This window comes from Aeromonas sobria, assembly GCF_006243315.1.
Taxonomy (GTDB): Bacteria; Pseudomonadota; Gammaproteobacteria; order Enterobacterales; family Aeromonadaceae; genus Aeromonas; species Aeromonas sobria_A.
Genome location: NZ_NKWE01000019.1, coordinates 67832 through 81850 on the forward strand (window position 1 = coordinate 67832; position 14019 = coordinate 81850).

The following is a 14019-nucleotide window of genomic DNA, read 5'->3' on the forward strand; positions in this document are numbered from 1 at the left end:
CGGCTCAGTCGGTGCCGCGCAGGGTGCGATAAAAGTCGTGAACATGGGATGTCTCCCGATAGCCCTTGTCAGGCTCGGTGTCGTGGGTCAGCACCTCTTTGCCCACCACCCGACCGGTGGCTCCGGCCAATACGCCGATAGTGGCGGCCACGCCAACACCCTTGATCAGATTGCGGCGGGACGGGTCTTTCAGCTTTTCATCGCTCATTCTTGTGACCTCTGTTTTTGTACTTACCGGCGCCTGCGCGCCAGCTTCGCGTCCAATGGGATATCTCATCTGCTCGTTTTGTTGCGGGCAGCTCTTGTTATGCACAGATAGGGGCGTTCAGCCCGTCACCACGCTGGCGCCAAACGGCAGACGCAATTCGTTTTCCAGCTTGAAGAAATCTTCGGCAAGGGCCCCGACCGCCCGGTAGAAGCTGCCCCCTTTCGCCTGTTGCTGATCGCGGCAACAAACAAGTACCCAGGGGGCCAGATGGCGTTCATAGAAGCGGTTGCGATCCGGGTGCTGCTCGGCAATCAATACCTCCATCACTTCGCAGAGGGCGGCCAGATGATCTTCCGGCTCACACACCCCGCTCTGGCGCTCGAAGCCGAGCGACTGCAGATCGGCGCGCAGTACCGCCAGCGGCAACTCCATCAGGGAGCCGGTGAGATACCAGGAGGCAAACGGCACGATTTCACCGCGCCCCAGCCCGATAAAGAGATCCTGATACTCCTCGGCAAGCTCGTGTTCGTGGTGACTGCTGGCCGCCAGCTGCACCAGCCCCAGCCCTCTGGCAAAGGGGCCGGGCATGGCCTGCAAGCCTTGCAGCCAGCCGAGCTGTTCGCCACGGGGGGCGGCGCGCCAGAGACTCGCCAGCAGGGCATACATATCGGCACTGCTCTGTTCCAATTCGGTCATGGTCAGTTCGCCTGCATTCAGTGCGGTATGGCTATTCGGTTGTTCACTCATCACAGGCCCCTCATATCTTGAGCTGGGCGGCAGGATCCGCCGCCAGTGCTGCAAACACATCCTTGACCCGGCAATCCTCACACATCAGCAGCCGCTGGGCGGCCTCGTTCTGGAAGTGGGAGTGACCGGCCAGCTTTTGCTGAATGCGGCGGATCATCGAGGCTGGCGCAAACGGCTTGGAGCAGCGAATGCAGCAGGCGGCCTCTTCGGCTTTGACGCTCTGTACGGCGCGGCGCGCCTCGGGCACAGGTTGCAGGCGGGGCGTGAGCACTATGGCCTGCTCGGGGCACGCCTTTTCGCACATGCCGCACTGGATGCAATCCTGCTCGATAAAGTTGAGGCCGGGCGTGTGCCCCACCGCATGCAGCGCCCGGCTCGGACAGACCGCCACGCAGCCCATGCAGAGGGTGCAGTCAGCGTCTTTGAGTTCCACGCTGCCGTAAGGGGCACCGTGGGGCACCGCCAGCGGCTCGCGGCGTCCTTCATTGGCCTGCCAGAGGGCATCGAAGGCGGCAAACAGGTTCTCCCGCTTGTCACCCTTGAGCGGCTTGTCCAGCAGGGCGACGGCTGGCTCACCGGAGAGCGGCTCATCTTTCTCGACATCTACGTTAAACAAGGCGATGAGATCAGCAGCAAGACCGGCGCCCGCCAGCAGCACGGCGGCGCTCGCCAGTTCCCGCTCAACCAGAACACGCACGCTGGCGGGGGCATAGTCACTCAGCGCAATGCGCACCGCGCTGGCACCATAGGCGAGGGCGGCAAACCAGCTCTCGATGCCTAAACTCGCGCTCTCCTCCACCCAGACCGGCAACCAGTTGGCGGGCAGAGCAGTGAGCTCAGATTCCACCCATTCGCGCTCGTTTTCAGCGGCGATCAGCAGTCGAGGCGCTTCGCCCCCCGCCTCCCGATAGTGCTTGAGCAGGCGCAGCAGGTAGTCGCCGCTGGTGTTGGCATCGGGCTGATGATAGGCGATGGCACCGGTCGGGCAGGCAGCCGCACAGCTGCCAAAGCCCTGACAGAGGTGGGGATCGATCTGGATGCGGCCATTGATGGGCTTGAGGGCATCGGTCGGGCAGACATCGAGGCAGCGGCTGCAACCGGGCACACCACGGGCAGTAAAGGCGCAGGCCTCGGGGTCGAGGCGAAAATAGCGCGGCTTGTCGAAGATACCGGTGAGAGCACAGAGCTCGGCGAGCCGTTCGGCCAGCCCTTGGTCATCAGCCAGATGCAGATAGCCCACAGGCGGGCGCTCCAGCGCAAACAGCGGGGTGCGGCCCAGATCGGCCACCAGATCGAAGCGCGGTTCGCTACCCACCGTCGCTTGTTGTGGAAAACCTTGTTGTGGGAAACCGTGTTGCGGAAAGCAGAGCGCCGCCAGGTTAACCCGCTCACCCTGCCCATTGAGGCCGGTGAACTGGAACTGCCCCAGATACCCTGTCAGGCTCGGTTCGCGCAGGGTCAGGGCCGCGAGGGATGCGGTGGCATCGAAAATGGCTTCGAGATCCGCCGTCTCGGCATCGTGGACCGCTTCGGTCACCAGCAGGGTGGGCTTCACCCCGGCGGGCAGCAGGCTGGCGGCGCGGCGAATGCGATCTTCCGGGCCGACCAGCAGCAGGCGCCCCTGACTCTGGTAAGAAACAGTGGCCGGGATCAGGTTGTCGGTCTTGACCGTATGCTGCAGCGCATAGGCGCGCGCGCGCGCGTTATGCTCGGCCGCCCCCGCCCCGTGGGCCAGATTTGAGGTCAGATTTGGGGCCAGATTTGGCAATGTTTGTTCAGTGCTCACATACGCTCCTGTGCGCGCCACCTCATGGGATGGGCGCTTGTTGGTAAGCCGAGAGAGCAAGAGCCGAGCCAACTCCCCCGGAAAAAAAGTGACTGACAGGGAGTCAGGATCCTGAAGGTTCCATTCCCTCACCCTTGGTTGGGACATTTTGTCCACCACAGGAAACCAAAATGTCCCGATCGTTGGTGAGGGTTTGAGAATGGTTATCAGCCAGCTCGGGCGACTTGTCGGCGGCAGGTTCGCTGACAACCGCAACCGGTTCAGCGGATCCGCTGGCCGAATTGGCCGTCTCGCTGTCAGGGGCGGTCACCTGATCCACCAACCAGTTGCGCAGCCCGGCGGTCAGGGCCGCGGGCAGCAATTCGGGCTGGCTGAAATCCTGGGTGTAGTCGTCGAGCCCATCCGGCTTGTGGCTGCGAAACATGGCCCGCAGCGCCTCCTTGTCAGGGAGCTTGGCCTTGCCCGGCTGGGCCGTTTTCAGCTGAGGATCGCCGCTCTCGGCCCCCTCAACGGCAAGGGGTTCACTGCTCCCCTTGTCAGTGCTGACTACGGGGCTATCCGGCGCTGTATCTGATATTTCACCTTCGCCATGGCCTTCGATAGGGACAGCAACCACCTCGGGAATGGCCTCTTCCCGTGGCTGCAGTGCCTGATGCTTGCGCGCGTCACTCTTGCGAGACGACCAGCGCTTGAGAAACTCACTCATGGGCGTTGTTTCCGGCCTTGTTTCCGGCACTGTTTCCAGCATTGCAGCCACGCTCGCGGCCATCGGGTCCGGTGGCTTTAACGGTGCCGCAATTGGCGGGCTCTGCTGCATCGACACCCAGCTGATCCTGCGCCCGTCCCTTGCCCTTCTTGCCCTTACGACGGGCCTCCAGCAGCTCGCCGTGGCGACCGATAAAGGCCTCCACCCAGGCTTGCAGCGCCTCGGGCAGCGGGCAGGAGAGCACCTGCCGCTCGCCATCCATATAGGCGGCGGCCACGGTCTGGCTCAGCGTGAGGCCATCGGCCACAAAGCCACTGTCCACGCGGCTTCCGGTCACAAACAGGCGGGGCGAGCCGGAGCTCAAATTGAAGCGATAATCCCCCCGCTCATCGCGAAACAGGGTAAGGGGCAAAGCGCCGTCAGCATGGTCTTTAGCGGGATGGAGCGCCGCTATCTCGAAGCGGCGGCTCTGCCAGCGGCCCATCTGGCTGTCGATGGCCTTTAACTCCAGCTGCAGCCAGCGCTGCGGGGAGAGGGGTTTGGTTGTCTCTTGCACTGTCACGGCTCCCATCAGAAGGTCTCTGCCGGGCCGCCCTCCCCCGTGTTCCACCCCGTTCGGGGCGGATCAGAGCTGGAGATTCATGGCGGCCACGGCCATCTATGGGATAAGACATAGCAAGAGTGGGGCCAAGGCAGGTTTGGGGGGGATGGGTATACAAATCACAATCGGCACACACAGCGACTCGATGGATAGTAAAAGTAACTAAACATCGTATACTCCCCCCGATCGAAAGATTAATTCATGGCATAAAGCGCCTCTAAAAAAGTTAAATCACTCTTGAAAGGATGCTTGGAAAGCTATTAATGTATAGTCATCTTTAATTTCTTTAGATTCAATTAAGACTTTAATTTTCCGAGTCATTTCATCTAAGTTTGAGCTACTCACAGATATATCCCTTAATTCTGACTTCTTGACTAAAGAATATGCTCCATCAGTTAGCATCATTATTCTATCATCATGTTGCAAACTGAAAAAAACTTCTTGTAACTCATAATCTTTATTTGCATTTAACACAGATAATAAAATATTTTTACGATGATAACTCAATGCTCTTTGTCTAGTTAATATACCATCATCGAGCAATTTCTGTACTTCGGTTTGATCTTTAGTCTTAGTATTAATGCCATTTCCACGCAGATGATATAAGCGGCAGTCTCCAACATGCCCAACAGCCACCTCATTACCTGATATAACTGCGACAGTTAAAGTAGACCCCATATCTTTAATCGATATTGACTGAGCAGACCTATTTATCATTGCCTTTTTAACTTTTTTGAAAATAGCGGGCATATCTATATTAGGATTTTCTTCAAGTGCAATAGCTACAGTTTCTGTAGCTACTTGTGATGCAATCTCACCACCAGGCTTGCCCCCCATACCATCTGCAATTGCAAGAACAATAGTATTTTCACTGATTTTTTTAACTAACAGTGAATCTTGATTTTCTTTTTTTCTTCCCGCCTCAGAAAAGCTAGAAGCTGTCCATTCGATCATTTTCATAGCATTCTATATAAAACAGGATGTAAAAAAGAATTAGATACTCTAATAGAGCGGCACATCTGCTCAATTTGGCCACGAAAGTCCACTTGCTGTACTTCAAGTTCTATTTTTATTCTTTCAGCCAACTCCAAAGAAACATTTTGATTAAGCATGCTTTCCACCTTTCTTTCAACATACCATCGATTATGTGATGTTCCTAAATAAAGAAGTGCGATAGCAATCTGTGATTTCAAACCCAGTTCGGCATTAATATAGAACACTTCCGCCTTACTTGCTAAAACATCACAGTAATCAAAATTGAATGTTCCACCATTTATACTTTCTGCAAAATATCCACCCATCGCAGCAAATAAATCTGGTGAATTAGAAAATAAGTGATTTATATGATCAATAGACAATGCAGAAAAAATAATATTACAATTTAACTGCTGACTTAAATTCCTTTCTATTTGTATAAATACAGAATCCCATTCATCGTCTGTCAGAATTGTTTTAGAATGCAACAATGCGACTATTCCTTCCTCTGATGAAGAGTTAAATGTCACAGTATCACTATTTAAAACTTGGTAAAGTTCATCTCTTAACGCTGAAACAGATGCATAACGACGAATTGGTAATCTTTTGGTGCACTTTTCTATGATTTTTCCTACAGGACCAGGCACAGTTAGCTCTGTATAAGGTATTCTTTGCGCTCTATTTCCAAAAATATCGTGCAAAATAGCACCGAATGCATAAATGTCAGCACTTGCAGTGGCTCGACGAAAATTACCAATCTGCTCAGGAGCTGCATAATTTTCAGTCCCACCATTTGCATTAGTTCCAGTTAATGTTGATGACTCACTATTTGAGGCACTCATTAAACCAAAGTCGGATATAGCATAAATTATTTCCGAGCCTTGCCTTGTATATCGTAGAACATTTGCCGGTTTTAGATCTCGATGAACAAAACCACGACTATGCAAAAACTCTAAACCAGCTAAAATGCCGAACAAGGCAGGCATTAAGTTTTTACCTAATGTAGCATCGGCTTGCAATTCATCTTTTAGAGTACAGTCTGCAAGTGGCATGATAAAATAAGGTGGGTCTTCTTGCAAAAACTGCTCAACAACTTCAACCACATTTGGATGTTGGACTGAACTTTGATATTTAACTTCACGAATAAAGCGACGTTTCAAATGATCATCACCTATATCCCGAACTAATTGTGCATCAGGGCTATACGTTTTTTTCGCAAAAAGCTGACCTTGTTGATCAGTAACGACATCAACTCGGGCAAAACCACCTTGCCCTTTAAAACTGAGATATGAGTAGTTCATCATCCATCATCCATCATCCAGCAACGAAAACACGGTATTGTAACACCAAGCTTCTTGAAGCAGTAACTGCATATAGGAGAAGCTAAAATATCCGATTGCAACAATAATTTTGCATAGTTCGCAATCTTGTCATGATTAAACTAAGTAACAGCCCTGTATCCTCTAACTTTCACTGCTCTCAATCAAGAACTCTTATCTACAAATCATTACACCACATTCCTCAACTTATGCAGCGTGGAACAAAACTTGCTGTGTCCCTCCCCTTAGATCCCGACAACCGGTCGCGAGGGGCCCATGACACCGACCTTTATCAAAAGCAATGCAGCAGCCCAGCTCACCATGGCCGTCGAGGTGATGGATGAGCAGGGCACGCTGCAAACCCGCCAAATCGCCTGTGAGCGGCCACTGACGGTCTACCTCAACTGGAAGGAGATCGTAACCCTTATGACGCTGGGGGCCCGCCCCGAAGCGCTGGTGCTGGGTTATCTGAAAAATCAGGGCTTTATCGAGGATATTTCGGCCATCGAGTCGGTGATCGTCGACTGGGAGAGCGAGGCCGCCGCCGTGGTGAGCAGCCAGCAAGCAGCAGATCTCGACCAGGCGCTGGAGAAGAAGACGGTCACCTCCGGCTGCGGTCAGGGCACCATGTATGGCAGCGTGATGAAGAAGCTCGAAGGGGTGGTCTTAGCAGCGCCGGAGCTTAAACAGAGCACCCTCTACGCCCTGCTCAAGGCGCTGTCGGCCCATAACGAAACCTACAAGATGGCGGGGGCCGTGCATGGCTGCGCCATTTGTCGCGGCGCTGAGATCCTCTCCTTTGTCGAGGACGTGGGGCGCCACAATGCGGTGGATACTCTGGCGGGCGAGCTCTGGATGCGCGGCGAGGCTGGCCACGACAAGATCTTCTACACCACAGGGCGGCTCACCTCGGAGATGGTGATCAAGGTGGCGCAGATGGGCATTCCGGTGCTGCTGTCGCGCTCCGGCGTCACCCAGATGGGGCTGGATCTCGCCCGTCAGCTCGGCATCACCATGATTGCCCGCGCCAAGGGGCGCCACTTCGAGGTATTCAGCGGCCACGATCATATCGTGCTGGACGAGAAGCCGCCGGTGCTGGCGTCCAGTTCGGCCGGTCGCGGGATGCGGGACTAGGCAATGAACGAGTTTATGAGTGTCGAGCAGATCGCTCTGTATCTCGACCACGCCAGCCAGAGGGTCAAGCGCAAGCCATGAATGAATTTATGAGTGCCGAACAGATCGCGCTGTATCTCGATCAGACCAGCCAGAGGGCCAAACGCAAGCCATGAACGAGTTTATGAACGTGAAGCAGGTGGCGGAATACCTCGATCTCAACGAGAAGAAGGTCTACCAGCTCGCCAACGAGGCGCGCATCCCCGCCACCAAGGCGACCGGCAAGTGGCTGTTTCCTCGCTCCCTGCTCGATCGCTGGCTGCTCGGCAGCTGCCACGAGGGGGTGATGAACGACCGGTTGCTGCTGGCGGGCTCCGACGATGTGCTGCTGCACTATGGTTGCAGCACGCTTGCGCGGCAGCTCGGCACCCAGGCACTGGTGGGGTACACCCCGTGCGGCACCCGTCAGGGGCTGGCGATGCTGGCCCGAGGCCATGTGGATCTCTGCGCCATCCACTGGGGGCAGGCCGAGGAGGCCCACCTGCGCCACCCGGCGCTGGTGCAGCAGTATCAGGGCCACCGGCAATGGGTGATCGTTCATGGATTTCGGCGGGTACAGGGGCTGGTATTGCGCCAAGGGCTGCAACCCAAGGAGGCGAAAGAGGCGCTCGACTGGCGCTGGGCTATGCGCCAAGAAGGAGCTGGCAGCCAGCGCGCCCTGCAGGAGTGGCTGCAAACCCAAGGGGAGTCGCTGACCCGGCTGGAGCGCACCCTCGAGGTCAACAGCGAGCGGGAGCTGGCCGCCGCCATCAGCCGTGGCGATGCCGATGTGGGGCCCGGCGCCCAGAGCACCGCCACCGAGTTTGGCCTCGGCTTCATGCCGCTGTCGCAGGAGTGCTTCGATCTGGTGATGCCGCAGGGGGTCTTCTTTCGCACCCTGCTGCAACAGCTGATCGGCTGGCTGCAATCCCCCGAGGGGCGCGAGCTGGCGGCCCGTCTCGGCGGTTACGACCTGACCCAAAGCGGCAAGCTGGTGTGGAGCCCGCAGTAAATAACCACTCACCTACAGACAAAACAGCCCGCCAACCATGTTGACGGGCTGTTTTTATCACGGGCCTTTTTATAACAGCATCAATCGCTTGTCTCACGACCCTCGGCATTGAGGGCGATGCGCCACCCTTCCAGTTTCGCGGGCTCGCTGCCGCTTGGCAGCAAGGCGTGGCTGCGCAGCCGCACGGTAAAGCAGCTCCCCTGCCCCGGGGTGGAGTCCACCAACAGCTCCCCACCCCAGCGGCTGATGATGCGGTGGCTCAGGGCCAGCCCCAGCCCGGTGCCGGTGGCGCGGGTGGTGAAGAAGGGGTCGAAGATCTTGTCGATAATGGCCGCCTCGATGCCGCTGCCGTTATCGATCACCCGCACCTCGGCCCCGCGCAGCTGACCCAGTTCATCGACCCAGTCGCGGCTCTCGACCCGGATCTCCCCCAGCTCCCCCAGCGCGTGGCTGGCATTGACGAGGAGGTTGATCAGCACCTGCAACAGCTGCTGGCGATCCGCCTCAATGGGCTGCTGGGCCTTGAGATCGGCCACCAGCGCCACCTGCTGCTGGCGCAGGGCGGAGCGCACCAGGGTCAGGCTCTCCTCGATGATGGGGGTGAGGTGTTGCCATACCGGCGCCGTCTCGTAGTCGCCGGGGCGCGAGTATTGCAGCAGGCTGCGAGTGATGGCGCGAATGCGCTCGATCTGGGCCAGCACCAGCGCCAGCTCCTCGCTGACCGGCTCGGCCGCCTCCCCCAGCTCCAGCTTCATCAGCTCCACGTTGCCGAGGATCACCGCCAAGGGGTTGTTGATCTCGTGGGCCACCCCGGCCGAGAGCTCGCCAAGGGCCGCCAGCTTCTCGCTGATCAGCAGCTGCTGGCGCGCCTCGGTCAGCATATGGATATGCTCTTCCAGCTCGGCGGTCTTGAGCTTGAGGCTCTGGGTGCGCTCGGCCACCTTCTGCTCCAGCTCGTCGGCGCTGCGGGCCATCTGCTGCTGGTGCGCCTCCTGCCGATCCAGCATGGCGTCAAACTGGCGACCGAGCTGGGCCAGCTCGTGGTCGGGGTCGAGAGCCAGCGGGCCGATGCGGGCCGACTCCCCAGCCTGCACCTGCCGCACTACCTTGTGCATCCGCTCGATGGGGGAGAAGAGATCCCGCGCGCCGCGATAGACCAGCAGGCCGGAGAGCAGCAACAGCAGCACCACGCCGGAGCCCAGCTCCACCAGATTGGTGAGGTAGGTGCGGATGATGGGCCACTCGAGAAAGCCGACATAGAGCATGCCGAGCCGCTCGCCCCGGGCCCCCAGCAGCGGCTCGTAGCCCGAGACATACCAGGCGTCGTGGACGAAGGCGCGGTCAACCCACATCTCGCCGCGCCCCAGCACCTGCTCGCGCACCGGCGGCGAGACCCGGGTCCCCACCGCCCGGCCCACCTGACGGCTGCTGCTGACCGGCACGTTGGTGCTCACCCGCAGATCGTCGAGAAACAGGGTGACTGTACCGACGCTGCCATCCGGCAGGGTGTTTTTGGCAAACACCTGCCCCTTGAGCTCATCCACCAGCCGGGTGCTGCCGTTGATCAACTCGCCCCCCTCCAACACTGCCCAGAGGGAGCCGTCGCGGCCCATCACCGGCGTCAGCGCCAGGCTGATCAGTCCCCGGTTCTCCACCGCCTTACTGCCATCCTGTTGCCACAGCACCGCCCGCTTGGCCAACAGCGGGGAGAGCGCCTCCATCTGCTGCTGCGACCAGACCACAAAGTGGCTGATGCTGCGACCGGCCGTGAGGACGGCGCGCTCCTGCGCCGTCAGCTGATCCAGCTCGGGGCCACGGCGCAGCCGCAGAAAGTCGAGGCCATAGTTGGCCGCCAGCGGCATTACCCACTCCTGCAGCTGATCCGGTGATTCCCGCAGCCGCAGCTGAAAAGCCCAGGCATCGCGCAGATGCTCCAGATGTTCGGTCTGGCGCTGCTGCTGCACCGTGATGGCGTGGTGGGCCACCCCGAGATCGCTGCGCACCGTGGTGAGCAGGTTCTGCCAGCTGTAGGTGAGGGTCCAGTAGAGGGTGAGCGCTATCATGCCCGCCAGGGTGAGCATGATGGGCACCGAGGTGAGCAGCAGCAGACGCCAGCGCACTTTTGTGCGCACGCAGCGGGGCAACAGGGCGCGCATGCAGCGGGCGAGCAGGGTCAGTTTCATCGCCACCCCATCCAATCAACCTTCCTCATTCGATGGCCCACTCCTTGAATTTGCGCTCCAGGGTCTTGCGCGCCACCCCGAGCACCCGGGAGGCGGCCGACTTGTTGCCATCATGGCTCGCCACCACTTGCAGGATGTGGGCTTTTTCCACCTCCGCCAGCGGCCACGCCAGCGGATAACCCTCCTCGCTCGCCTCCTGTTCGGCGGGTTTGCTGCTCTGCCAATAATCGGCGGGGGGCTTGCCCAGCAGCAGGCAGCGCTCGATCAAGTTGCGCAGCTCCCGCACGTTGCCGGGCCAGGGATAAGCCTGCATCGCCACCACATCCTCGTGGGTCCAGCTTAAGGAGCCCATCCCCATCTCGGCGGTGAGCTGGCGGGTAAAGTGGTGCACCAGCGCGGGGATGTCGTCGATCCGATCCCGCAGCGGGGCGACCGGCAGCGCCACCACGTTGAGGCGATAGAAGAGATCTTCACGAAAGCGGCCCGCCTCCACCTCGGCTTTGAGATTGCGGTTGGTAGCGGCGACGATGCGCACATCCACCGACAATTCACGTTCGGCGCCGACCGGGCGGATGGCTTTTTGCTCCAGCACCCGCAGCAGGGAGGATTGCATGGCCAGCGGCATCTCGCCGATCTCGTCGAGAAACAGTGTGCCCTGATGGGCCACCCGAAACAGGCCATCTCGCCCCTTGCGGGCACCGGTAAAGGCCCCTTGTACGTGGCCGAACAGCTCGCTTTCGAGCAGTTCGGGGGCGATGGAGGCGCAGTTTAGCGGCACAAAGGCCCCCATCCGGCCGGAGAGTTGATGCAGGGCGCGGGCCACCAGCTCCTTGCCGGTGCCGGACTCCCCCTCCACCAGCACGGCGGCGTTGGAGGGGGCAACTCTGGCTATGAGCGTCTTGAGCTCGCGGGTCTTGGCGCTGTCGCCAATCAGGGTGGGCGGGAACAACTTGCTCACCTCCCGGCGCAGCAGCAGGTTCTCCCGCTCCATCTGGCGGCGCTCGATGACTCTGTCCACCGCCTGCACCATCTGATCGAGGTTGAAGGGCTTGAGGATAAAGTCGCTGGCGCCGAGGCGCAGCGCTTTTAGGGCGGTATCCATGTCACCGAAACCTGTCATGAAGATGATGTCGCTGCGGCGGGTAGCGGGGTCGATGGCTTCGTGCCACTCGATGCCGGAGCGCCCCGGCAGCCGGATGTCGGCGATGATGAGATCAAAGTGAAGGCGGCAGCGCAGGGCTTCCGCCTCTTCCACGCTGGCGGCAGTCTCTATCTGGGCGAAGCGCTTGGCCAGCGCCTTGGCCAGAAAGCTGCGCATGCCGGGCTCATCATCAACGATGAGCAGGGAGAGGGCAGACCAGCGGCTAACGGATGCAGTCATGGAAAAAAGTACCTTGGATACACGTAAGGTCGGATAATATCCCGATAACCGGAACTTTAGTGGGACATTTTGTCCTTCCCGTATCAAAAGTACCAACACCAATTATTAAAAACGATAACAAGCTCACCGGATTGATGCTAATAAGCTTCTGTTTTTAAACGGCAAACCCTGAATGCAACGGCAAAGGAACAGTTTGGCACCCTGCTTGCTTACGCTTACCCTCTCCTCATCCACCCTGAAAAAAAGTTGCATCAAGATGACGATAAAAACCAATTTCAAACGTTTTGCGCTCTCCCTCGCCGCCAGCCTGCTGATCGCCGGGGCTGCCCATGCTGACGCCGAAAAAGCACCAATTCGCCTCGCCACCACCACCAGCACCGAGCAGTCCGGTCTGCTGGGCTGGCTGCTGCCCCAGTTCACCAAGGAGACCGGTTATCCGGTGCAGGTGATGGCGGCCGGTACCGGCCAGAGCCTGAAGATGGGCGAAAATGGCGATGCGGATCTGGTGATGACCCACGCGCCGTCTGCCGAGAAGAAGTTCGTCGATGCGGGCTTTGGCATCGAGCCGGTGCACCTGATGTACAACGATTTCGTTATCGTCGGCCCAGCGAAAGACCCGGCGGGTCTGGCCAAGCTGCACGACGCGGCCAAGGGGCTGCAAGCCATCAAGGATCAGGGCCAGACCTTTATCTCCCGCGGTGACGAGTCCGGTACCCACATCAAGGAGAATACCCTGTGGCAAGCCGCTGACGTCAAACCCGAGTTCGCCGGTTACAAATCCATCGGCCAGGGGATGGGGCCGACCCTGACCATGGCCTCCGAGCTGGGTGCCTACACCCTGACCGACCGCGGCACCTGGCTCGCCTACCAGAGCAAGCTGGATCTCGCCGTGCTGCTGGAGGGTGACAAGCGCCTGTTCAACCCCTATCAGGTGATCCTGGTCAACCCCAAGCGCTACCCGGATCTCAACACCGAAGGGGCCCGCACTCTGAAGAACTGGCTGGTCTCCGAGCATGGCCAGACCCTGATCGGCAACTTCAAGGTGGCCGGTCAGGCGCTGTTTGTGGCGGATGCCAACGGGAAATAATGGCAACCCTGACCCCTGCGATGACGCTGATGGCCCTCCCCCAGTTCGCTGAGGGAGGCGCCTGATGCCGACCCTGCTCGACACTACCGTATTGACGGCCCTCGCACTGCACTACTCGCCCTGCACTATGAGAGAGGAGAGAGAGGTCTGATGCCGACCCTGCTCGACACGACGTTAGCGGCCCTCGCCCTGCTGTTCAGTGGTGACACCGAACTGTGGCAGGTGGTGGGGGTCTCCTTCTCCGTCTCCTGCATCGCCCTGCTGCTGGTGCTGCTGCCCGCATTGCTGCTGGGCTTTGCGCTGGCCTATCTGCCGTTGCCCGGCCGCTGGCTCTGGCTCTCCTGCATCAATACCCTGCAGTCGGTACCGACCGTGGTGATTGGCCTGCTGCTCTATATGCTGCTGTCGCGGGCTGGCCCCTTTGGCGACTGGAAGCTGCTCTTTACCCAGCAGGCGATGGTAGTGGGGCAGATGCTGATCGCCTTTCCGGTGATCGCCACCATGGCCCACGCGGCCTTTGTCCAGAGCGACCGCCGTGCCTGGGAGACCGCCCTGACCCTGGGCGTCTCCTGGCCCAAGGCGCTGATCGGCCTGATGCACGAGTGCCGCTTTGGCCTGCTGGCCGCCATCATCGGAGCCTTTAGCCGCATCGTCACCGAGGTGGGCTGCTCCATGATGGTGGGGGGCAATATCCTGCACTTCACCCGTAACATCCCCACCGCCATCGCGCTGGAGACCCAGAAAGGGGCCTTCACCCAGGGGGTGGCGCTGGGCATAGTGCTGCTCACCCTGGCCCTGCTGCTTAACTTGCTGCTGACTGCCTGTCGTGGCCACAGCTATCTGAAGAACTGACCATGCCCCC

The 14019-nt window shown here is 58.9% G+C and carries 13 protein-coding genes; 4 read left to right on the plus strand and 9 right to left on the minus strand.

All coding sequences use genetic code 11. From position 1 onward, the window contains the following. Positions 1 to 4: 4 nt before the first annotated feature. The 7 genes from CF137_RS05190 to CF137_RS05220 form a co-directional block, all read right to left on the minus strand. Positions 5 to 208, minus strand: coding sequence for a transcriptional initiation protein Tat (locus tag CF137_RS05190; RefSeq protein WP_139718260.1), 204 nt, complete (start codon positions 206 to 208; stop codon positions 5 to 7). A 117-nt stretch (positions 209 to 325) separates the two neighbouring features. Beyond that, positions 326 to 955 (minus strand): TorD/DmsD family molecular chaperone, encoded by a 630-nt coding sequence (locus CF137_RS05195; RefSeq protein WP_162515850.1) that lies wholly within the window; start codon positions 953 to 955, stop codon positions 326 to 328. 10 nt (positions 956 to 965) lie between these two features. Next, a complete protein-coding gene (locus tag CF137_RS05200) occupies positions 966 to 2741 on the minus strand; it encodes a 4Fe-4S dicluster domain-containing protein (protein WP_139718261.1) in 1776 nt (591 codons plus the stop codon). A 103-nt stretch (positions 2742 to 2844) separates the two neighbouring features. After that, positions 2845 to 3447 (minus strand): DUF3306 domain-containing protein, encoded by a 603-nt coding sequence (locus CF137_RS05205; RefSeq protein WP_139718262.1) that lies wholly within the window; start codon positions 3445 to 3447, stop codon positions 2845 to 2847. Continuing rightward, positions 3440 to 4018 (minus strand): DUF3305 domain-containing protein, encoded by a 579-nt coding sequence (locus CF137_RS05210; protein WP_139718263.1) that lies wholly within the window; start codon positions 4016 to 4018, stop codon positions 3440 to 3442. The genes CF137_RS05205 and CF137_RS05210 overlap by 8 nt, the downstream gene beginning before the upstream one ends. Positions 4019 to 4279: 261 nt before the next feature. Next, positions 4280 to 5008 (minus strand): PP2C family protein-serine/threonine phosphatase, encoded by a 729-nt coding sequence (locus CF137_RS05215; RefSeq protein ID WP_139718264.1) that lies wholly within the window; start codon positions 5006 to 5008, stop codon positions 4280 to 4282. Beyond that, positions 5005 to 6327 carry a serine/threonine protein kinase gene (locus tag CF137_RS05220; RefSeq protein WP_139718265.1) on the minus strand — a complete coding sequence of 441 codons (1323 nt, stop codon included), beginning with the start codon at positions 6325 to 6327 and terminating at the stop codon, positions 5005 to 5007. Before CF137_RS05220 ends, CF137_RS05215 begins: the two co-directional genes overlap by 4 nt. Positions 6328 to 6618: 291 nt before the next feature. Here CF137_RS05220 and CF137_RS05225 point away from each other — a divergent pair, with 291 nt between their 5' ends. Together CF137_RS05225 and CF137_RS05230 are read left to right on the plus strand one after the other, a co-directional pair. Beyond that, the gene (locus CF137_RS05225) at positions 6619 to 7476 is read left to right on the plus strand and encodes a formate dehydrogenase accessory sulfurtransferase FdhD (protein ID WP_139718266.1); all 858 of its coding nucleotides are present in this window, start codon (positions 6619 to 6621) and stop codon (positions 7474 to 7476) included. Between the two features lie 163 nt (positions 7477 to 7639). After that, on the plus strand, positions 7640 to 8506 hold the full coding sequence (locus CF137_RS05230; RefSeq protein ID WP_162515851.1) for a helix-turn-helix transcriptional regulator: 867 nt from the start codon (positions 7640 to 7642) through the stop codon (positions 8504 to 8506). A gap of 80 nt (positions 8507 to 8586) precedes the next feature. Here CF137_RS05230 and CF137_RS05235 read toward each other — a convergent pair whose 3' ends face one another. Together CF137_RS05235 and CF137_RS05240 are read right to left on the minus strand one after the other, a co-directional pair. Further along, entirely contained in the window at positions 8587 to 10689 is a 2103-nt protein-coding gene (locus CF137_RS05235; RefSeq protein ID WP_162515853.1) for a sensor histidine kinase, read from the minus strand. 25 nt (positions 10690 to 10714) lie between these two features. Next, a complete protein-coding gene (locus tag CF137_RS05240; RefSeq protein ID WP_101323984.1) occupies positions 10715 to 12070 on the minus strand; it encodes a sigma-54-dependent transcriptional regulator in 1356 nt (451 codons plus the stop codon). Positions 12071 to 12326: 256 nt separating this feature from the next. On the opposite strand from CF137_RS05240, the gene CF137_RS05245 reads away from it, so the two are divergent. Both CF137_RS05245 and CF137_RS05250 read left to right on the plus strand, forming a co-directional pair. Further along, the gene (locus tag CF137_RS05245; RefSeq protein WP_139718267.1) at positions 12327 to 13157 is read left to right on the plus strand and encodes an ABC transporter substrate-binding protein; all 831 of its coding nucleotides are present in this window, start codon (positions 12327 to 12329) and stop codon (positions 13155 to 13157) included. Positions 13158 to 13307: 150 nt separating this feature from the next. Further along, positions 13308 to 14009, plus strand: coding sequence for an ABC transporter permease (locus CF137_RS05250; RefSeq protein WP_005347674.1), 702 nt, complete (start codon positions 13308 to 13310; stop codon positions 14007 to 14009). Positions 14010 to 14019: the final 10 nt, after the last annotated feature.

Bases quoted from the DNA above. Each gene is read 5' to 3' on its own strand.
- CF137_RS05205 (WP_139718262.1), bottom strand. From the start codon at position 3,447: ATGAGTGAGTTTCTCAAGCGCTGGTCGTCTCGCAAGAGTGACGCGCGC.
- CF137_RS05215 (WP_139718264.1), bottom strand. From the start codon at position 5,008: ATGAAAATGATCGAATGGACAGCTTCTAGCTTTTCTGAGGCGGGAAGA.
- CF137_RS05225 (WP_139718266.1), top strand. From the start codon at position 6,619: ATGACACCGACCTTTATCAAAAGCAATGCAGCAGCCCAGCTCACCATG.
- CF137_RS05195 (WP_162515850.1), bottom strand. From the start codon at position 955: ATGAGTGAACAACCGAATAGCCATACCGCACTGAATGCAGGCGAACTG.
- CF137_RS05210 (WP_139718263.1), bottom strand. From the start codon at position 4,018: ATGGGAGCCGTGACAGTGCAAGAGACAACCAAACCCCTCTCCCCGCAG.
- CF137_RS05235 (WP_162515853.1), bottom strand. From the start codon at position 10,689: ATGAAACTGACCCTGCTCGCCCGCTGCATGCGCGCCCTGTTGCCCCGC.
- CF137_RS05230 (WP_162515851.1), top strand. From the start codon at position 7,640: ATGAACGTGAAGCAGGTGGCGGAATACCTCGATCTCAACGAGAAGAAG.
- CF137_RS05250 (WP_005347674.1), top strand. From the start codon at position 13,308: ATGCCGACCCTGCTCGACACGACGTTAGCGGCCCTCGCCCTGCTGTTC.
- CF137_RS05220 (WP_139718265.1), bottom strand. From the start codon at position 6,327: ATGATGAACTACTCATATCTCAGTTTTAAAGGGCAAGGTGGTTTTGCC.
- CF137_RS05245 (WP_139718267.1), top strand. From the start codon at position 12,327: ATGACGATAAAAACCAATTTCAAACGTTTTGCGCTCTCCCTCGCCGCC.
- CF137_RS05190 (WP_139718260.1), bottom strand. From the start codon at position 208: ATGAGCGATGAAAAGCTGAAAGACCCGTCCCGCCGCAATCTGATCAAG.
- CF137_RS05240 (WP_101323984.1), bottom strand. From the start codon at position 12,070: ATGACTGCATCCGTTAGCCGCTGGTCTGCCCTCTCCCTGCTCATCGTT.